Raw genomic sequence first — 18580 nt, 5'->3', positions numbered from 1 at the left:
TCCGCCCCAATTTGTATGATGACCCGATGATCAGGTCATCGCTGCAATCACCGTCTCAGCCGCTGGCCAACCAGCGGCTGTCGGACCAGCTGGCCGATGACCTGCGTCGCCAGATCGAGGGCGGACTGGTGCAGCCGGGCGAGCGCCTGCCCACCGAGCAGGCGCTGGCGGCGCAGTACGCCGTCTCCCGCACGGTGGTGCGCGAGGCGGTGAGCCGGCTGCGCAGCAGCGGCCTGCTGGTGGCGCGCCAGGGTTCGGGCATGTTCGTGGCGGCGCTGGACGCCGCCCGGCCGCTGGACTTCGACAGCAGCGTGCTGGCCAACCTGGGCGCGGTGCTGGATGTGGTGGAAGTGCGCCGCGCGCTGGAAAGCGAAGTGGCGGCGCTGGCCGCGGTGCGCGCCACCGCCGCGCAGCGGGCCGCCATCCAGGATGCGCTGGCGCTGGCGGATGCCTCCATCGCCTCGGGCAGCGCCACCGTCGACGAGGACCTGGCCTTCCACCAGGCGGTGGCCGAAGCCGCCGGCAACCCGCAGTTCCCGCGGCTGCTGCGCCACCTGGAGCAGTACCTGCGCGAGGCGATGACCGTCACCCGCCGCAATGAATCGATGAAGCAGGACTTCATCACCCAGGTGCGGCAGGAGCACCAGGCCATCGCCGACGCCATCCTGGCGCGTGATGCCGACGCCGCCCGCGCCGCCGCCACCCGCCACATGCACGAGGCCGCCCGCCGCCTGCACGACAGCGACGCCCCCATCCGCCGCACTGCGGCCACCGCCAAGAGAGACACACCATGAGCAACACCGCCACCACCCTCGGGGTCGTGGGCCTGGGATCGATGGGCCGCGGCGCCGCACTCAGCGCGCTGAAGCGCGGCGTGCCGACCTGGGGCTTCGACCTGAATCCCGCCGCCTGCGCCACCGTGGCCGCCGCCGGCGGCCAGATCGCCACCAGCCTGGCGGACCTGGCCGCGCACTGCGACGCGGTGGTGGTGCTGGTGGTCAATGCAACGCAGACCGAGCAGGTGGTCTTCGGCGACGGTGGCCTGGCCCGGCACCTGAAGCCCGGCAGCGTGGTCATCACCTCGGCCACCGTCGACCCGACGCTGCCGCCGCAGTGGGAAGCCCGGCTGGCAGAACAGGGCCTGCACCTGATCGACGCACCGGTCTCCGGCGGCGCCGCCAAGGCCGCCAACGGCGAGATGACGGTGATGGCCTCCGGCAAGCCGGACGCCTTTGCCGCCGTGGGCGGACTGCTGGATGCGGTGGCCGGCAAGGTGTACCGGCTCGCCGACCATGCCGGCGTGGGCAGCACGGTGAAGATGGTCAACCAGCACCTGGCCGGCGTGCACATCGCGGCCGCCTGCGAGGCCATGGCCCTGGGCATCCGCGCCGGCGCGGCCCCCGACAAGCTCTACGAGGTGATCACCAACTCGGCCGGCAACAGCTGGATGTTCAGCAACCGCGTGCCGCACATCCTGGCCGGCGACTACACGCCGCTGTCGGCGGTCAACATCTTCATCAAGGACCTGGGCATCGTGCTGGACGCGGCGCGCAAGCTCAACGCCCCGCTGCCGCTGGCCGCTGCCGCGCACCAGCTCTACCTGGGCACGGCCGGCGCCGGCTTCGGCGCCGAGGACGACAGCGCGGTGATCAAGCTGTATGCCGCGCTGACCGGCATCACCCTGCCCGCCAGGAAGGACGCAGCATGATCCTGGGCATCATCGCGGACGACTTCACCGGCGCCACCGACGTGGCCAGCATGCTGGTGCGCGCCGGCCTACGCACGGTGCAGACCATCGGTGTGCCGCAAGGCGACATCCCGCCCGAAGTGGCCACTGCCGATGCGGTGGTGGTGGCCTTGAAGAGCCGCACCACGCCCGCCGCCGACGCGGTGGCCGACAGCCTGGCCGCGCTGCGCTGGCTGCAGGCCGCGGGCGCCCGGCAGTTCTACTTCAAGGTCTGCAGCACCTTCGACTCGACGCCCCAGGGCAACATCGGCCCGGTGGCCGAGGCGCTGATGGCGGCGCTGGGCAGCACCCAGACCCTGGTCTGCCCGGCCTTCCCCGAGAACGGCCGCACCGTCTTCCGCGGCCACCTGTTCGTCGGCGATGACCTGCTCAGCGATTCCGGCATGCGCCACCACCCGCTGACGCCGATGAGCGACAGCAACCTGGTGCGCTGGATGCAGCAGCAGTGCCAGCAGCGCGTGGGCCTGCTGCGGCATGACGTGGTGGCCCGGGGCGCCGCTGCCATCACCGCCCGCCTGGCCAGCCTGCAGGCCGACGGCGTGGCCCATGTGGTGGCCGATGCGGTCGACAACGAGGCATTGCGCCAGCTGGCCGCCGGGGCGGGTCACCTGCCGCTGTGGGTCGCCGGTTCCGGCCTGGCGCTGGGCCTGCCCCAGGTGCTGGCCGACCGCGGCTGGGTGACCCTGAACGCCCACGCCGCCGATCTGGAACCCTTGACCGGCCCCGCCGCCGTGCTGGCCGGCAGCTGCTCCACCGCCACGCAGGGCCAGGTGGCCCGCTGGATCGCCGCTGGCCGGCCGGCGCTGCGCATCGACCCGCTGGCCCTGGCCCGCGGCGAGCCGGTGGCGGCCGACGCCCTGGCCTGGGCCAAATCCCAATCCAGCGCCCCGCTGCTCTATGCCACCGCCGACGCGGCCACCCTGGCCAGCACGCAGGCCGCGCTGGGCGTGGCCGAAGCCGGCGCGCTGGTGGAGCACGCGCTGGCGCACATCGCCCGTGGCCTGGTGGACAGCGGGACCCAGCGCCTGGTGGTGGCCGGCGGCGAGACCTCCGGCGCGGTGGTGCAGGCGTTGGACGTGCACACCCTGCGCATCGGCGCGGCCATCTGCCCCGGCGTGCCCTGGACGCAGGCGGTGCGCGGCGCCGGCCAGGGACCGCTGAAGCTGGCGCTGAAGAGCGGCAACTTCGGCGGGCCGGAGTTCTTCACCGAAGCCCTGGCGGCGGCATGAACCACCGCGAGCTCCGCGACGAACTCTGCGCCGTCGGCGCCTCGCTGTTCCAGCGCGGCCTGGTGCATGCCACGGCCGGCAACATCAGCGTGCGCCTGCCCGATGGCGACGGCCACCTGATCACGCCCACCGATGCCTGCCTGGGCCGCCTGCGGCCCGAGGCCCTGGCCCATGTGGATCCCGCAGGCACCCAGCGCAGCGGCGACCGCGCCAGCAAGACGCTGGCGCTGCACCGGCAGATCTACGCCGCCGCACCCGACGCCCGCTGCGTGATCCACACCCACAGCACCCACCTGGTGGCGCTCACGCTGCAAGCACCCGGCCTGGGCGTGTGGCGGCCCGAGACCATCCTGCCGCCGATCACGCCCTACTTCGTGATGAAGGTCGGCCGCGTGCCGCTGATCCCCTACCACCGCCCGGGCGACCCGGCCGCGGCCGCGCTGGTGGCCGATGCCATCCGCAGCGCGGCCGCCGCGGGCGCGCCGATCCGCGCGGTGCTGCTCGACCGGCTGGGCCCCAACGTCTGGCATGACAGCCCGGCCGCGGCCATGGCCACGCTGGAAGAGCTGGAAGAGACCGCCCGCCTGTGGCTGATGACCACGCCGCGCCCGCAGCCGCTGGATTCTGCGCAGATCGACGCGCTGCGCCAGACCTTCGGCGCCGTCTGGCCGACCCACTGAACGGCCCACTGAACGGACCCCCCATGCCCCGCTTTGCCGCCAACCTGTCGATGCTCTACAACGAGCATGCCTTCGTCGACCGCTTCGCCGCCGCTGCGGCCGATGGCTTCGACGCGGTGGAATACCTGTTTCCCTATGCCGTGCCCGCCGCCGAGCTGGCCGCCCGCCTGCAGCAGCAGGGCCTGACGCAGGCGCTGTTCAACGCCCCGCCCGGCAACTTCGACGCCGGCGAGCGCGGCCTGGCCTGCCTGCCCGACCGGGTGGACGAGTTCCGCCGCGGCTTCATCGACCAAGCCCTGCCTTATGCCGCCGCGCTGGGCTGCCAGCGGGTGCATGTGATGGCCGGCCTGGTGCCCGCCGGCGCCGACCGCGGTGCGCTGCGCGACACCTACCTGGACAACCTGGCCTGGGCCGCGCAGCAGGCCGCGCCGCATGGCGTGAACGTGCTGATCGAGCCGATCAACACCCGCGACATCCCCGGCTTCTTCCTCAACCGCCAGGACGAGGCCCACGCCATCGTGCAGGCGGTGGGCGCGCCCAACCTGAAGGTGCAGTTCGACCTGTACCACTGCCAGATCGTCGAAGGCGACCTGGCGATGAAGATCAAACAGCATTTGCCCACCGGCCGCGTCGGCCACTTCCAGATCGCCGGCGTGCCCGAGCGCCACGAGCCCGACCTGGGCGAAGTGCATTTCCCGTACCTGTTCAGCCTGCTCGACAGCCTGGGCTGGGACGGCTTCGTCGGCTGCGAATACCGGCCGCGCGACACCAGCCCCGGTGGCACCAGCGCCGGCCTGGGTTGGCTGCGTGCCTGGCGCGCCGCCCAGGCTGCCTGAGCCCATCCGTTTCACCCGCCCCACCCCCCCAAGGAGACAACCATGTCCAAGACCACCCTGCTGAAGACCGCCGCCGCCGCGGCCCTGCTGGCCGCCGCCGCCGGCGCCTCGGCCCAGACGGTGCTGAAGATCGGCTACGCCACCACCAAGGAATCGCACTACGGTGTCGGCTCCACCGTGTTCTGCGACGAGATCGCCAAGGGCACCAGCAACCGCTACACCTGCCAGCAGTTCCCCAGCAGCGCGCTGGGCGGCGAGCGCGAGATGATCGAGGCGGTGCAGCTCGGCACCCAGGACCTGGTGAACACCTCCACCGGCCCGCTGGGCAACTTCGTGCCCGAGGTCAAGCTGTTCGACATCCCCTTCCTGTTCCGCGGCTACGACCATGCCCGCAAGGTGATGGACGGCGCCATCGGCCAGGACGTGCTGAAGAAGATGCAGGCCAAGGGCCTGATCGGCCTGGCGTGGAGCGAGAACGGCTTCCGCCACATGACCAACAACAAGCGCGCCATCAACCAGGCCACCGATGCCTCGGGCCTGAAGCTGCGCACCATGGAGAACAAGGTGCACATGGCGGGCTACAAGACCTTCGGCATCCTGCCCACGCCCATGCCCTTCCCCGAGCTGTTCACCGCGCTGCAGCAGGGCACGGTCGACGGGCAGGAGAACCCGATCCCGGTGATCCTGGCCAGCAAGTTCAGCCAGGTGCAGAAGCACCTGTCGCTGACCGGCCATGTCTACTCGCCGGCGGTGATCATCCTGTCACCCAATGTCTGGAGCAAGCTGTCCGACGCCGACAAGAAGGTGTTCACCGAGGCGGCGATCAAGGGTGGCCAGGCCCAGCGCAAGAAGGTCAACGACGACGAGGCCAGCGGCATCGCGCAGCTGAAGAAGGACGGCATGCAGGTGGTGGAGAAGCCGGACGGCGAGAGCTTCCGCAAGGCCGTGGCGCCGGCGTACGCCGAGTTCGCCAAGGAGTTCGGCGCCGACAAGATCGCCGCCGTCCAGGCCGTCAAGTAAACCTTCCCGTCGTTCCCTGACGCTCCCGGGCGCACCGCGCCCGGGGGTGGAGCCTGCCCATGCGCCACACCATCCTCACCCTCGACCGCTGGCTCACCAGCCTGGCCTGGACACTGGCCTGCGGGCTGCTGGCCGCCATCTCCGCCCTGGGCATGTGGCAGGTGGTGGCGCGCTTCGTCCTGTCGCAGCCCAGCACCTGGACCGAAGAATCCATGCGCCGGCTGCTGATCTGGATGGTGATGCTGGGCACGGTGGTGGCCTTCCGCCGCGGTGCGCTGGTGTCGGTGGACCTGATGCTGCGCAGCGCACGCGGCGCCTGGCTGACGACGGTGCGCTGGATCATCACCACCACCGCGCTGGCCTACCTGGCGGTGCTGGTGTGGTTCGGCGTGGGTCTGGTGACGCGGGTGCGCTTCCAGACCTTCGCCAGCATGGAGCTGAGCATGGGCTGGGCCTATGCCGCACTGCCGGTGGGCGCGGCGCTGGCGATGGTGGCGGTCGTCGCCCACCACCTGCAGCCGATCAATGAAGAACTCGAAGCCGCGCAGTAAAGGGCCGCTGCCATGTCACTCACCCTGCTCGTCACGATGCTGCTGGCCTTCGCCTTCAGCATCTCCATCGCCGTGGCCATCGGCGGCTCGGCCATCCTGGGCATCGCGCTGTTCGACCCCGAGCGCCTGATCCTGGCGCCCAAGGAGATGTTCACCGCGATCGACAAGTTTCCGCTCGCGGCCATCCCGTTCTTCATCCTGGCGGGCAACCTGATGGAGACCGGCGGCATCAGCCGCCGCCTGGTCGACTTCGCCAAGAGCCTGGTCGGCGGCGTGCAGGGCGGCCTGCCGATGACCTGCGTGCTGACCTGCATGATCTTCGCCGCCGTCTCCGGCAGCAGCGTGGCCACCACCTTCGCCATCGGTGCCATCCTGATCCCGGCGCTGATCAAGCACGGCTACCCCACGCCGTACGCGGCCGCGCTGCAGGCCACCTCGGCCGAGCTGGGCGTGATCATCCCGCCGTCGATCCCGATGATCCTGTTCGGCGTCAGCGCCGAGGTGTCGATCGGCGAGCTGTTCATCGCCGGCGTGGTGCCGGGCTTGCTGATCGGCTGCGCGCTGATGCTGTTCGTGCACCTGTACTGCCGCTGGAAGGGCTGGGGCCTGACCGACGGCGAGGGCCGCCTGGGCGTGGGCACGGCCACGGTGAAGGCCGGCTTCGCGCTGCTGATGCCGGTGATCATCCTGGGCGGCATCTACGGCGGCATCTTCACGCCCACCGAGGCCTCGGTGGTGGCGGTGTTCTACGCGCTGATCGTCGGCCTGTTCATCCACCGCGAGCTGACCTGGGCCGACCTGGTGCCGGTGTTCAAGAAGAGCGTGGTCAGCAGCGCGGTGATCATGTTCATCATCGCCAACGCCGGGTTGTTCGCCTTCCTGATCACCCGTGCCGGCGTGCCCGATGCCATCGGCGGCTGGCTCAGCGAAGTGCTGCAGAGCCCGTTCTGGTTCCTGCTGGGGGTGAACGCGGCGCTGTTCCTGATCGGCATGTTCATCGAGACCAGCGCGGCCATCATCGTGCTGGCGCCGATCCTGGTGCCGGTGGCCCGCCACTTCGGCATCGACCCGGTGCACTTCGGCATGATCATGGTGGTGAACCTGGCGCTGGGCATGATCACGCCGCCGTTCGGCGTCAACCTGTTCGCCGCCTGCACCGTGGCCAAGATCTCGCTGGACCGCATCATCGGCCACCTGCTGCCCTTCGTGGCGGTGATCATCGGCTGCCTGATGCTGATCACCTACATCCCCAGCATCAGCCTGACGCTGCGCGACATCGTCTACGCACCGGCCGTGGTGGCGCCGGCGCCGGGCCCGGCGCCGGCCATCGGGCCACAGTGACCGGCGGCGCCGGCAGTCACTCCACCAGGCCGTAGAGCCGCTCGGGCGGCACCCGCAGCAGCATCCTGCTCTCGGGCACGCTGCTCTTGATGGCCCAGGCCGGCTCGGCGGTGTTGCGCCGGGGCGTGCGCACGATGGGGATGCCGTTCTTGTCGGTCACCGCCGCGGCCACCGGCGTGTGGGCGGTGGCGCCGCGGCGGATCACCACCGCCATCTCGCCCGAGGCCAGCAGCACGAAGTTGCCCGGCGGGTAGATGCCGTACTCCTTGATGATGGCCGCCGCCAGCGGGTTGCCCTGGGCTTCGGCGAACAGCTGCCGCGCCGCATCCAGGATGGGCATGGCCGGCCGCTCGGTGCGCGGGCTGATCTTGGCCATGAACACGTCGGCCATGCGCAGCACCTGCGCCATCTCGCTCATGCCGGCAGACCCGCTGGGGTAGCCGCCGCCGTCGGGCTGTTCATGGTGCTGCAGGACCGCCTGCAGCCACTCGGTGTCGTCGACACCAGCGGCCTGCAGCTGGTCGTGCGCGGCCTGGGGGTGGGCGCGGATCTGGTCGCGCTGGGTGTCGTTCAGCCGGCCCATGGTGGCGAACCGGCCCTGCACCTCGACGATGGTCAGGTTCATCGTCAGCGCCGCCTTCACCAGGGTGCGCACCCGGTCGTCGGGCCAGCCGGCACGGCGGGCGGCCAGCTGGCCCACCATGGCGCAGTGCAGCGCATGGTTCAGGCCATACAGGCTCAGGCGGTTCGGATCCTGCCGCACCGAGTGGTAGATGCCGATGTCCGGGTCGCGGTCGATCAACGCCATCAGCTGGGTGGCGAAGGTGTCGCAACGCGCCACAAATCCTTCACGCGGCACGCTGTTGAGCAGGATGTCCAGCCGCGCCGTGGTCTGCTTCCACAGGTCGAACAGCGTCATGCGGCGCGGCGCCCCTTCGGCGCCGGCCGCTTCCTCGGCGGCGTCGGCCTCGTCGTGGTCGGCGTACAGGCCGCGTTCCAGCAGGGTTTGCAGCTGGGCATCGTTGGCCACCAGCCGGCCCTTGGCCAGCAGCAGCTTGCCCTGGTCGTCGCGGATGCCGAACGGGAGGGCCTCGCCCACCCGGATCTGGTCCGCCACCATGCGCATCAGGTCGATGGCCATCGTCGCTCCCTGTGGGCCCCCGCCTCTGCCGCACCGGGGCCGGTGCCAGGCACCAGCACCGACTCTAGCGCTGCCGCGCCGACCTAGAAAGCCTGAACAGCGGCCGCCAGCAGCGCTGCAATCGGCACCACCGCGGTGGCATGCGGCACGGCATCGGTGCTCCAGACGTGGCGCACGCCGGCCGCCCGCAGCTGGGCCAGGGCATCGCCGACGAACAGCGCATGGGTCACCGCCACGTCGACGCTGGCCGCACCTGCGGCCAGTGCGGCGGTGGCCGCCTCCACCAGGGTGCGGCCGGTGCTGGCCACGTCGTCAAGCAGCACCACCGCGCGGCCGACCAGCGGCAGCGCGGGCAGGGCCACGCGCACGTCGCGGTCGCCGAAGCGCTGCTTGTGGCACACCGCATGGTCCAGCCCATGGGCCTGGCCCGCCGCGGCCACCCATTGCAGGGCTTCTTCATCGGGGCCCAGCAGCAGCGCGCCGGGCACCTGCTGCGCCACCCAGGCACCCAGCAGCGGCGCCGCAGTCAAGGCGCGGTTGGGGCAGCCGGGCATCACCTCGTCCAGCGAGGCGATGCGGTGCAGGTGCGGATCGACGGTGATCAGCCCGTCCACCTGCGCGGCCAGCAGCGCGGCAATGTGGCGCTGGCTGACCGCCTCGCCAGGGCTGAAGGCCATGTCCTGCCGCATGTAGGCCAGGTAGGGCGCCACCAGCACGATGCGCTGCGCACCCAGCGCGCGGGCCGCCGGCACGGTGATCAGCAACTCCACCAGCTTGTCGTGTGGCTGGTGCAGGCCACGCAGCAGCAGCACCTCGGCCGGCAACGCGGGGGGCAGGCGCAGCTTGCTTTCACCGTCGGGGAAGCGGTGGCGCTGCACCTGCGCCCAGGGCACGCCCAAGGCAGCCGCCAGGGCCGCGGCCGCCGGCTGTTCGTCGTCGAACGCGAGCAACAAGCCTGGGTTCATGCGGGGGGCGCTTTCATGGCGGACGGACAATCATGACTTTATGCGTGTTTTGCCGGCCCGCCAGCATCCAGCGGCAGGTCGACCGGGCCGATGTCACCAGGTGGCACGGCCACGCTCTCCATGTCCTGAACGATGTCCCTGAGCCGACTGCTGCGCCTGCTGGCTGCGATGCTGACCCTGGCCACCGCCCTGCTGGTGGGCCGGGTGGCCACGGTCGAGTGGCGCAACCAGGACCTGGCCGCCGTCGGCCGGGAGTCGGTGTCCGAGCTGCGCCGGGCCTTGGCGGCCGCCGAGATGGTCTCGCGCGAGCGCGGCCCCACCAATGGTGTGCTGGGTGACGACACGCCACCGCAGCCGCAGCGCCGCGAGCGCCTGGCCGAGGCCCGCGCCCGTTCCGATGCGGCGCTGGCCGCGCTGGGCCAGGTGCTGGTCGACGGGCCGCACGATGCGCGCCACCAGAATGCCGAGCGCCATGTGCAGCAGGCCCGGGACGCCCTGCAGCGCGCCCGCGCGGGGGTCGACGCGCTGTCTGCCGTGCCCAAGGCCGAGCGCACGCCGGCACAGATCCGCGCCCAGGTGGGGGCGATGGTGGCCGTGGTGCCGCTGATCGCGCCGGCGATCAGCCTGATGGCCGAAGAGGCGCAGCAGGCCCTGCCGGTGCTGGGCGACGATGTGCAGGGCGCCCGCATGGCGGCCGAGCTGCGGGAGTACGCCGGACTGCTGGGCTCGCACTTCACCGCCGCACTCACCGCGCAGCAGCCCTTCAGCGCCGAGGAACGTGCTGCCATCGAGCGCACCCGCGGCCGCATCGACCAGCTGCGCGGCCTGCTCGACCTGCGGCTGCGCACGCCCGGCACGGCCGACGCCGCCCAGCAGGCCTGGCAGCAGGTGCAGCAGGCCTACTTCGGCCGCGCGGCCAGCCTGGTCGACCAGGTGGTGACCGCCGGCAACGGCGACGGCCGCTACGGCATGGACCCGGCGGCCTTCGCCACGGCCTATGTGCCCGACATGAACAGCCTGTTCGCGCTGCGCGACCTGCTGCTCGACAACGCGGCCGCCCGCGCCAGCGCCCAGGCCCGCGACGCACGCCGCGTGCTGTGGCTCACCGCCGCCGGCTCGGCGGTGCTGCTGGCGGTGCTGGCGGTGTCGATGCTGATGGTGCAGCGCCGGCTGCTGCGCCCGCTGGTGCAGACCGCCGGCGCCCTGCATGCCCTGGCCCGCAATGATCTGCAGGCGCCTCTGCCGGTGGCCCGTGCCGGCGACGAGATGGCCGCGGTGGTGGGCGCGGTGCGCACGCTGCAGGACCACACCCGCCAGCGCCAGGCGCTGGAGGCCGAGCGCGACGCGCTGATCGAGCAGCTGCGCGCGCTGTCGAACACCGACTTCCTCACCGGCCTGCCCAACCGCCGCGCGTTCATGCTGGCCGCCGAGCGCGAGCTGGCGCAGGCCAGGCGGCATGCCGTCAGCATGGTGCTGGTGCTGCTGGACGTGGACCACTTCAAGCAGTTCAACGACAGCCATGGCCATGCCGCGGGCGACGAGGCGCTGGTGGCGGTGGCCGGCGCGGTGCGCCAGGCACTGCGCGCCGGCGACCTGGTGGCGCGCTTCGGCGGCGAGGAGTTCGTGCTGCTGATGGCCCACTGCACGGCCCAGCAGGCGCTGGCCTTTGCCGAGCGGCTGCGCGCGGCCATCGCCGCCGCCGCGGTGACCGTGCCGGGCCGCGGGGCGCCGGCCCGGGTGACCGCCAGCATCGGCCTGGCCGACGCCGGCACCGCACCCAGCGCGCTGGCCGACCTGCTGGACCAGGCCGACCAGGCGATGTACCTGGCCAAGGAGGCCGGCCGCAACCGCGTGGTGCTGGCCGCGACCGATCCGATCAGCCCGGCGGGCGCCGGCAGTTCATGAACCCAGCCGGTCGGCCATCTGCTGGCGCAGGTGGTCGGCCAGGGCGCGGCGGTCGGCATGGGCCGTGCCCTGTGGCAGCAGCAGATCGACATGGGCCACCAGGCCGCGCGCCGTGGCCACGCGCCACAGGCTCTGCACCAGGGTGGTGTCGCCGACGAACTCCACCGCCGGGCTGAAGCGCTGCTGCGTGTCGGCAAACCGCAGCACCGCCGGCTGGATGGGCGTCTCGGTGGCGATCGCCGCCTGCAACAGGTTGGCGTGGAAGGGCAGCAGCGCAGGGCCCGGACCGGTGGTGCCCTCGGGGAACACCGCCACCGTCTCGCCGGCGCGCAGCGCCTCGGCCATGGCATGCACCACCCGCAGCGCATCGCGCTTGCGTTCCCGCTCGATGAACAGCGTGCCGGCGCCGGCCACCAGCCAGCCCAGCAGCGGCCAGCGGCGCACATCGGCCTTGGAGACGAAGCGCGCCTGCGGCACCGCCGCATGCAGCGCAGCGATGTCCAGCCAGGACACATGGTTGGCCACCAGCAGCGTGGCACCAGGCCGCGGCGTGCCGCGCACCTGCAGGCCCACGCCCACCGCCCGCAGCAGGCCGGCCGACCACCACTGGATGCGGGCCTGGCGGCCGGTGGCATCCAGCGACGGAAAGCGCAGCGCCATCACCGCCATGCCGTGCAGCACATGCAGCACCAGGCGCGCCACCCGCCACAGCACCAACGGCACGCGGGCCAGGCCGCCCGCCACCCCCGGCATCACGCGGCGGTGGGGACGGAGGCGGCGTAGGCCACGGTGCCGGCCACCAGGGTGGCGCGCACCCGGCCGGGCAGCGCCATGCCGGTGGCCTCGAAGGCGAAGGGCGTGTGCTTGCCTTGGCTCAGCAGGCTGCCCGGCTGCACCGTCCAGGTGGCATCGGGGTCGAAGATGCAGACATCGGCCACACCGCCTTCCACCAGCTGGCCGGCCGACGAGGCCAGCGAGCCCAGCGCATCGCCCAGCACCCGCACCGGGCCGCTGGTGACGCGGGCCAGGGTGGTGGTGATGGGCAGGCCGCTGTCGGTGCCCCACTTCAGCGCCATGCTCAACAGCAGCTCCAGCCCGGTGGCGCCGGGCTCGGCCTCGCCGAAGGGCAGGGTCTTCATGTCGCCTTCGACCGGCGTGTGGTCGGACACCAGCGCGTCCAGCGTGCCGTCGGCCAGCGCGGCGCGCAGGGCGTCGCGGTCGCTGCCCTGGCGCAGCGGCGGCGTCAGCCGCATTGCCGGGTTGAAGAAGCCGATGTCCACATCGGTGAGGTGCAGCGAGTTGATCGACACATCGGCGGTGATCGGCAGGCCCTCGGCCTTGGCCGCGCGCAGCAGGGCCACGCCGGCGGCGCTGGACAGGCGGCACAGGTGCACCCGCGCGCCCGTGGTGCGCACCAGTTCGATCAGCGTGAGCATCGCCACCGTCTCGGCGGCCACCGGCACGCCCGACAGGCCCAGCCGGGTGGCCACCGCGCCGCTGGCGGCCACGCCCTTGCCCAGCCAGCCGTCCTGCGGCCGCAGCCAGGTGCTGTAGCCGAAGGTGGCGGCGTACTGCAGCGCCCGCTGCAGCACCAGGGTGTCGATGACCGGCACATCGGCCTGGCTGAAGCCGACGCAGCCGGCCTCGGTCAGCTCGGCCATCTCGGTCAGCACCTCGCCGGCCAGGCCGCGGGTGAGCGCCCCCAGCGGGAACAGCCGGCACAGGCTGAGCTTGCGGGCACGGAACTTCAGCATCTCCACCAGGCCGGGTTCGTCCAGCGTGGGGTCGGTGTCGGGCGGGCAGACCAGGCTGGTGACACCGCCGGCCGCGGCCGCGTTCAGCTCGCTCTCGAGCATGCCTTCATGCTCATGCCCCGGCTCGCGCAGGCGGGCGGCCAGGTCGACCAGGCCGGGCGCGACGATGCAGCCGGCCGCGTCGATCACCCGTTGGGGCTGGAAGTCGGCCGGCACCGTGCCGATGGTGAGGATGCGGCCGGTGGCAATCGCCACGTCGGCGCGTTCATCGCGGCCCGATGCGGGGTCGATCAGCCGGCCGTTCTGGATCAGGATCTTCATGCCTCATTCCCCGCAATGATCGACATCACCGCCATGCGCACCGCGATGCCGAAGGTGACCTGCGGCAGGATCACGCTGTGGCTGCCGTCGGCCACCTGGGAGTCGATCTCCACGCCGCGGTTGATCGGCCCCGGGTGCATCACGATGGCATCGGGCTTGGCCAGCTTGAGCTTCTCGTCGGTGAGGCCGTAGTTCTTGAAGAACTCGCCGGCGCTGGGCAGCATGGCGCCGCTCATGCGCTCGTTCTGCAGGCGCAGCATGATGATCACGTCGGCGCCGCGGATGCCCTCCTCCATGCTGTGGCACACCCGCACGCCCATGCCCTTGAAGTCCCCCGGCACCAGGGTCTTGGGGCCGACCGCGCGGATGTCGGGCACGCCCAGCGTGGTCAGCGCATGGATGTCCGAGCGCGCCACCCGGCTGTGCACGATGTCGCCGACGATGGCCACGCTGAGCTGGGTGAAGTCCTTCTTGAAGTGCCGGATGGTGTACATGTCCAGCAGCCCCTGGGTGGGGTGGGCGTGCCGCCCGTCGCCGGCATTCACCACATGCACATGCGGCGCGCAGTGCTGGGCGATGAGGTACGGCGCGCCGCTCTCGCTGTGCCGCACCACGAACATGTCGGCATGCATCGCGCTGAGGTTGGCGATGGTGTCGAGCAGGCTCTCGCCCTTGCTGGCGCTGCTCTTGGCGATGTCGAGGTTGATGACGTCGGCGCTCAGCCGCTTGGCCGCGATCTCGAAGGTGGTGCGGGTGCGCGTGCTGTTCTCGAAGAACAGGTTGAACACGCTCTTGCCGCGCAGCAGCGGCACCTTCTTCACCTCGCGGTCGTTGACGCTGAGGAAGGTGCCGGCGGTGTCGAGGATGTGCGTGACCACATCGCGCGGCAGGCCCTCGATGGACAGCAGGTGGATCAGCTCGCCATGCTTGTTGAGCTGGGGGTTGCGCTTGTTCAGCATGTCAGATCGATCCCTTCACGCTGAAGCTGAAGCGGCCGTCGTCGGTGCGCGTCAGCGCCAGCTTCTGTTCGGGCGGCAGGCTGATCTTGGCAGCGGCAAAGGCCGGCTGGATCGGCAGCTCGCGCCCGCCACGGTCGACCAGCACCGCCAGCGTGACGCTGGCCGGGCGGCCGAAGTCGTACAACTCGTTGATCACCGCGCGGATGGTGCGGCCGGTGAACAGCACGTCGTCGAGCAGCAGGATGTGCGCGCCGTCCACCGCGAACGGGATCTTGGTCGCATCGGTCCCGCTGGCCATGCCGCGGGCGGAGAAATCATCCCGGTGCAAGGCGCTGCTGATGACGCCGGGCTTGCCCACCGCCAGCGTGGCCGGCAGGTCGGCCACCAGCCGCTCGGCCAGCCAGGCGCCGCCCGACCAGATGCCCATCAGCGCCATGCCGGGGCGCCACAGCTGCTGCACGCCGGCACGCAGCTCGGTGTACAGCGCCTCGGCATCGAGGGTGAGTGTGCTCATGGAAGGCTTCTCAGGTATTGATCGAGGATCACCGCGGCCGAGGCGGCATCGAGGTCGCGCGCGCCGCCGGCCGCCGCCTCGGTGGTGCTGTAGCGCTCGTCCACCGGGTGCACCGGCAGGCCGAAGCGGCCTTGCAGCTGGCGGGCGAAGCGCTGGGCGCGGCGGGTATTGTCGTGCGGCGCGCCATCGGGGTGCACCGGGATGCCGACCACCAGCGCATCGGGCTGCCACTCGGCGATCAGCTTGGCGATCGGTGCGAAGCGGGCATCGCCCTCGGCGCGGATGGTGGTCAGCGGGCTGGCCTGGCGCAGCAGGCTGTTGCCGGTGGCCACGCCGGTGCGCTGGGTGCCGAAATCGAATGCCAGGAAGGTCTGCGTGCGGAGCGTGGCGCCGGCAGACATGCTCAGGCGTGCCCCGCCTCTTGGCTGAGCATGCGCGGATCGAAGCCCAGCAGCGACACCGCGCGGTCGTAGCGCTCGGCCACCGGCGTGTCGAAGATGATCTCGGGCACCGCATCCACAGTCAGCCAGCCGTTGCGGCCCAGCTCGTCTTCCAGCTGGCCGGCGGCCCAGCCGCTGTAGCCCAGCGTGACCAGCAGGCGCCGGGGGCCGGCGCCGTGGGACAAGGCTTCCAGCACGTCCTTGCTGGTGGTCATCTCCAGCCCGCCGGGGATCGACAGCGTGCTGCTGTAGACCGGCTCGTCACCCAGCTTCTCATGCAGCACGAAGCCGCGCTCGGTCTGCACCGGGCCGCCGTAGAACACCGGCTGTTCGGCCAGTTCCTGGCTGTCCAGGCTCAGGTCGACCTTCTGGAACAGGTTCTTCAGCTTGATGTCGATGGGCTTGTTGATCACCAGGCCCAGCGCGCCGTTCTCGTTGTGCTCGCAGAGGTAGACCACCGCGCCCGAGAAGGTGTCGTCGCCCATGCCCGGCATGGCGATCAGGAACTGGTTGGTCAGGTTCATGCGGTCCGCGGGCATGCCGGGATTCTAATGATCGGGGACACTGCCGCCGTGCCACACACCCTGCCCCACCCCACCGCCCATGCGCCGGTGCTCGACCGCGCCCTGGTCTGGCTGCGCCGCGACCTGCGCACCGACGACAACGCCGCCCTGCACCATGCACTGACCGCCGCACGCCAGGTGTGGTGTGTCTTTGTGTTCGACACCACCATCCTCGACCCGCTGCCCCGCGCCGACCGGCGGGTGGAGTTCATCCGCGACAGCCTGGCCGACCTGGACGGCCAGCTGCGCGCGCTGGCGCTGGCCCATGGCGTGGACGGCGTGGGCCTGCTGGTGCGCCATGGCGACGCCCGCAGCGCCGTGCCCGCGCTGGCCCGCCAGCTGGGCGTGCAGGCGGTCTATGCCAGCCATGACGACGAGCCCGATGCGCTGGCGCGCGATGCCCGGGTGCGCGGCGCGCTGGCCGATGCCGGCATCGCCCTGCACACCGGCAAGGACCATGTGGTGTTCGAGCGCAGCGAGGTGCTGACCGCCACCGGCGGGGCCTACAGCGTGTTCACGCCCTACAAGAACGCCTGGCTGAAGAAGCTGGACGCCGCCGACCTGGCGCCGCGCGCGGTGGCGCCCATGGCTGCGCGGCTGGCGCCACCGCCGCCCGGCCTGGCCACCAGTGTGCCGACGCTGGCCGAGATCGGCTTCCAGCCCACCAACCTGCACCAGATGAAGCTGCCCACCGGCAGCAGCGGTGCGATGGAGTTGCTGGACGACTTCCTCGCTCGCATCGATGCCTACGGCACGGCGCGCGACTTCCCCGCCGTCAAGGGCCCCAGCTACCTCAGCACCCACCTGCGCTTCGGCACCATCAGCATCCGCCGGCTGGCGCGCGAGGCCTGGCAGCGCATGCAGGGCGGCTCACGCGGGGCCGAGGTGTGGCTGTCGGAGCTGATCTGGCGGGACTTCTACCACCAGGTGCTGCACCACCACCCCCATGTGGCGCGGGCCAGCTTCAAGCCGGTGTACGACAGGATCCACTGGGCCCACGGCCAGGAGGCCGACGCGCTGTTCGCCGCCTGGTGCGAGGGCCGCACCGGCTACCCGCTGGTGGATGCGGCCATGCACCAGATCAACCAGACCGGCTACATGCACAACCGCCTGCGCATGGTGGTGGCCAGCTTCCTGACCAAGGACCTGGGCATCGACTGGCGCCGCGGCGAGGCCTACTTCGCCACCCACCTGAATGATTTCGACCTGGCCGCCAACAACGGCGGCTGGCAATGGGCGGCCAGCAGCGGCTGCGATGCCCAGCCCTACTTCCGCATCTTCAACCCGGTGAGCCAGAGCGAGAAGTTCGATGCCGACGGCAAGTTCATCCGCCGCTACCTGCCGCAGCTGGCCGACCTGCCCGACAAGCTGATCCACGCGCCCTGGCTGGCCCGGCCGGTGGACCTGGCTGCAGCCAGGCTGCGCCTGGGCACCGACTACCCGCTGCCGGTGGTCGACCATGCGCTGGCGCGCGAGGCCACGCTGCAGCGCTACGCGGTGGTGAAGGCCACCTGACCCGCTGGCGCGTCTCAGGGCGGGCTGAAGCGCGCCAGCAGCGCCGAGAAGCGCTGCCCCATCTGCCGCAGCGTGCTGCTGTCGCCACCGAACACGCTGCCCAGGAAGGCGGTGGACAGCGCCTGGGTGGCGGCCTTGACCTGCGGGTTCAGCAGCGCGCCGCCAGTGCCGGCGCGGTCGGTGAAGATGCTGTGCGAGCCGCCTTCGAACACCGCCAGCGTCTTGGCCGGGCCGCCCATGGCCTCGAACACCGCCACCCGGTCGGTGGCGGGCGAGTAGTAGCCGGGCACGCGGATCACATCCTCGGTGGCGGTGATGTGCAGGCTGGGCACACGGATGCCGGCCAGCACCTTCTGCGGCGAGGTCTCGCCGTAGAACGGCGGTGCCGAGATCACGATGGCCGCCTTGATGCGGGCGTCGCGCAGGTTCAGCGGATGGCCGTCGCGCTCCACCTCGGCGCCGGCGGCCAGCAGCGTGGTGTTGGCACCGTAGGAATGGCCGGCAGCGACGATGCGCTCGGCGTCGATGCGCACGGCCAGCGGCCCGGCCAGCAGCTGGTCGAGTGCGAAGCTCAGGTCACGCACCCGGGCGGTGGCCTCGCCGTCCTGGGCGGCGGCCTGCAACCGGCCCGGCAGGGCCAGCGGATTGCCCATCCAGACGGCCCGGTCGCTGCCCACATGCTGCAGGTGCAGGCTGGCATAGCCCTGGCTGGCCCAGTGGCGGCCCAGGTAGCTGTAGCCGCGGCGCGAGCCGCCGATGCCGTGCGAGAACACCACCAGCGGATGCGCCTGCGCACCCGGCGCCGCGAGCGGCAGGTACAGCCGCACCGGCACCAGGCGGCCGCGGCCGGCGTCGAACCAGTCGAACTCCTGCACGGTGAAGCGGGCCTCGGCCTCGGGCGCCGTGGCCGCCGCCTCGGGCGGCAGGGCCTGGGCGCGCAGCGGCGCGGTCCAGCAGGCCGACAACGCCACCACCAGACCGGCACCGGCCCACAGCAGGCGGCCGGCGGCTGGCCGCCGGGTTCCAGAGTTCTGCACCATCGTCGTCACCCCCGCATGTCCGTTGCCACCCGACGGCCAACGCGGCCGATCGGATGAGA

The 18580-nt window shown here is 71.6% G+C and carries 19 protein-coding genes; 10 read left to right on the top strand and 9 right to left on the bottom strand.

Features of this window, described 5'->3' with window-relative positions:
- Positions 1-26: 26 nt before the first annotated feature.
- The 8 genes from FFT10_RS13380 to FFT10_RS13345 are packed head-to-tail and all read left to right on the top strand — an operon-like array spanning position 27 to position 7404.
- Positions 27-794, top strand: a complete 768-nt coding sequence (locus FFT10_RS13380) for a FadR/GntR family transcriptional regulator (protein ID WP_137733333.1) — start codon at positions 27-29, stop codon at positions 792-794.
- A complete protein-coding gene (gene ltnD / locus FFT10_RS13375) occupies positions 791-1708 on the top strand; it encodes an L-threonate dehydrogenase (protein WP_137733332.1) in 918 nt (305 codons plus the stop codon). The genes FFT10_RS13380 and ltnD overlap by 4 nt, the downstream gene beginning before the upstream one ends.
- Positions 1705-2976 (top strand): 3-oxo-tetronate kinase, encoded by a 1272-nt coding sequence (gene otnK / locus FFT10_RS13370; RefSeq protein WP_137733331.1) that lies wholly within the window; start codon positions 1705-1707, stop codon positions 2974-2976. Before ltnD ends, otnK begins: the two co-directional genes overlap by 4 nt.
- Positions 2973-3656: a class II aldolase/adducin family protein gene (locus FFT10_RS13365; protein WP_137733330.1), complete on the top strand. Its 684-nt coding sequence runs from the start codon at positions 2973-2975 to the stop codon at positions 3654-3656. Before otnK ends, FFT10_RS13365 begins: the two co-directional genes overlap by 4 nt.
- A gap of 23 nt (positions 3657-3679) precedes the next feature.
- Positions 3680-4492 carry a 2-oxo-tetronate isomerase gene (otnI, locus tag FFT10_RS13360; RefSeq protein ID WP_137733329.1) on the top strand — a complete coding sequence of 271 codons (813 nt, stop codon included), beginning with the start codon at positions 3680-3682 and terminating at the stop codon, positions 4490-4492.
- Positions 4493-4534: 42 nt separating this feature from the next.
- Positions 4535-5512 (top strand): TRAP transporter substrate-binding protein, encoded by a 978-nt coding sequence (locus tag FFT10_RS13355; protein WP_137733328.1) that lies wholly within the window; start codon positions 4535-4537, stop codon positions 5510-5512.
- A 59-nt stretch (positions 5513-5571) separates the two neighbouring features.
- Positions 5572-6063: a TRAP transporter small permease gene (locus FFT10_RS13350; RefSeq protein WP_137733327.1), complete on the top strand. Its 492-nt coding sequence runs from the start codon at positions 5572-5574 to the stop codon at positions 6061-6063.
- 12 nt (positions 6064-6075) lie between these two features.
- The gene (locus FFT10_RS13345) at positions 6076-7404 is read left to right on the top strand and encodes a TRAP transporter large permease (protein ID WP_137733326.1); all 1329 of its coding nucleotides are present in this window, start codon (positions 6076-6078) and stop codon (positions 7402-7404) included.
- Positions 7405-7420: 16 nt separating this feature from the next.
- Here FFT10_RS13345 and FFT10_RS13340 read toward each other — a convergent pair whose 3' ends face one another.
- Together FFT10_RS13340 and FFT10_RS13335 are read right to left on the bottom strand one after the other, a co-directional pair.
- Entirely contained in the window at positions 7421-8545 is a 1125-nt protein-coding gene (locus tag FFT10_RS13340; protein WP_137733325.1) for an HD-GYP domain-containing protein, read from the bottom strand.
- Positions 8546-8628: 83 nt separating this feature from the next.
- Positions 8629-9510, bottom strand: a complete 882-nt coding sequence (locus FFT10_RS13335; protein ID WP_137733324.1) for a ribose-phosphate diphosphokinase — start codon at positions 9508-9510, stop codon at positions 8629-8631.
- 132 nt (positions 9511-9642) lie between these two features.
- Here FFT10_RS13335 and FFT10_RS13330 point away from each other — a divergent pair, with 132 nt between their 5' ends.
- Positions 9643-11415 carry a sensor domain-containing diguanylate cyclase gene (locus FFT10_RS13330; RefSeq protein WP_137733323.1) on the top strand — a complete coding sequence of 591 codons (1773 nt, stop codon included), beginning with the start codon at positions 9643-9645 and terminating at the stop codon, positions 11413-11415.
- On the opposite strand, the gene FFT10_RS13325 is transcribed toward FFT10_RS13330, so the two are convergent.
- The 6 genes from FFT10_RS13325 to FFT10_RS13300 are packed head-to-tail and all read right to left on the bottom strand — an operon-like array spanning position 11410 to position 15942.
- On the bottom strand, positions 11410-12168 hold the full coding sequence (locus FFT10_RS13325) for a lysophospholipid acyltransferase family protein (RefSeq protein WP_137733322.1): 759 nt from the start codon (positions 12166-12168) through the stop codon (positions 11410-11412). The genes FFT10_RS13330 and FFT10_RS13325 overlap by 6 nt on opposite strands.
- Positions 12168-13490 carry a dihydroorotase gene (locus tag FFT10_RS13320; protein WP_137733321.1) on the bottom strand — a complete coding sequence of 441 codons (1323 nt, stop codon included), beginning with the start codon at positions 13488-13490 and terminating at the stop codon, positions 12168-12170. Before FFT10_RS13320 ends, FFT10_RS13325 begins: the two co-directional genes overlap by 1 nt.
- Positions 13487-14449: an aspartate carbamoyltransferase catalytic subunit gene (locus tag FFT10_RS13315; protein ID WP_137733320.1), complete on the bottom strand. Its 963-nt coding sequence runs from the start codon at positions 14447-14449 to the stop codon at positions 13487-13489. Before FFT10_RS13315 ends, FFT10_RS13320 begins: the two co-directional genes overlap by 4 nt.
- Position 14450: 1 nt before the next feature.
- Complete coding sequence (pyrR, locus tag FFT10_RS13310; RefSeq protein WP_137733319.1) at positions 14451-14963, bottom strand: bifunctional pyr operon transcriptional regulator/uracil phosphoribosyltransferase PyrR; 513 nt, start codon at positions 14961-14963, stop codon at positions 14451-14453.
- The gene (gene ruvX / locus FFT10_RS13305) at positions 14960-15364 is read right to left on the bottom strand and encodes a Holliday junction resolvase RuvX (RefSeq protein WP_137733318.1); all 405 of its coding nucleotides are present in this window, start codon (positions 15362-15364) and stop codon (positions 14960-14962) included. The genes pyrR and ruvX overlap by 4 nt, the downstream gene beginning before the upstream one ends.
- A gap of 2 nt (positions 15365-15366) precedes the next feature.
- Complete coding sequence (locus FFT10_RS13300) at positions 15367-15942, bottom strand: YqgE/AlgH family protein (protein ID WP_137733317.1); 576 nt, start codon at positions 15940-15942, stop codon at positions 15367-15369.
- Positions 15943-15954: 12 nt separating this feature from the next.
- Here FFT10_RS13300 and FFT10_RS13295 point away from each other — a divergent pair, with 12 nt between their 5' ends.
- Positions 15955-17481: a cryptochrome/photolyase family protein gene (locus FFT10_RS13295; protein ID WP_137733316.1), complete on the top strand. Its 1527-nt coding sequence runs from the start codon at positions 15955-15957 to the stop codon at positions 17479-17481.
- A 14-nt stretch (positions 17482-17495) separates the two neighbouring features.
- On the opposite strand, the gene FFT10_RS13290 is transcribed toward FFT10_RS13295, so the two are convergent.
- On the bottom strand, positions 17496-18521 hold the full coding sequence (locus FFT10_RS13290) for an alpha/beta hydrolase family protein (protein ID WP_137733315.1): 1026 nt from the start codon (positions 18519-18521) through the stop codon (positions 17496-17498).
- Between the last annotated feature and the right edge of the window lie 59 nt (positions 18522-18580).

The organism is Pseudaquabacterium pictum (assembly GCF_005403045.1).
GTDB lineage: Bacteria > Pseudomonadota > Gammaproteobacteria > Burkholderiales > Burkholderiaceae_C > Pseudaquabacterium > Pseudaquabacterium pictum.
This window is presented reverse-complemented; position numbering and strand designations above follow the sequence as displayed.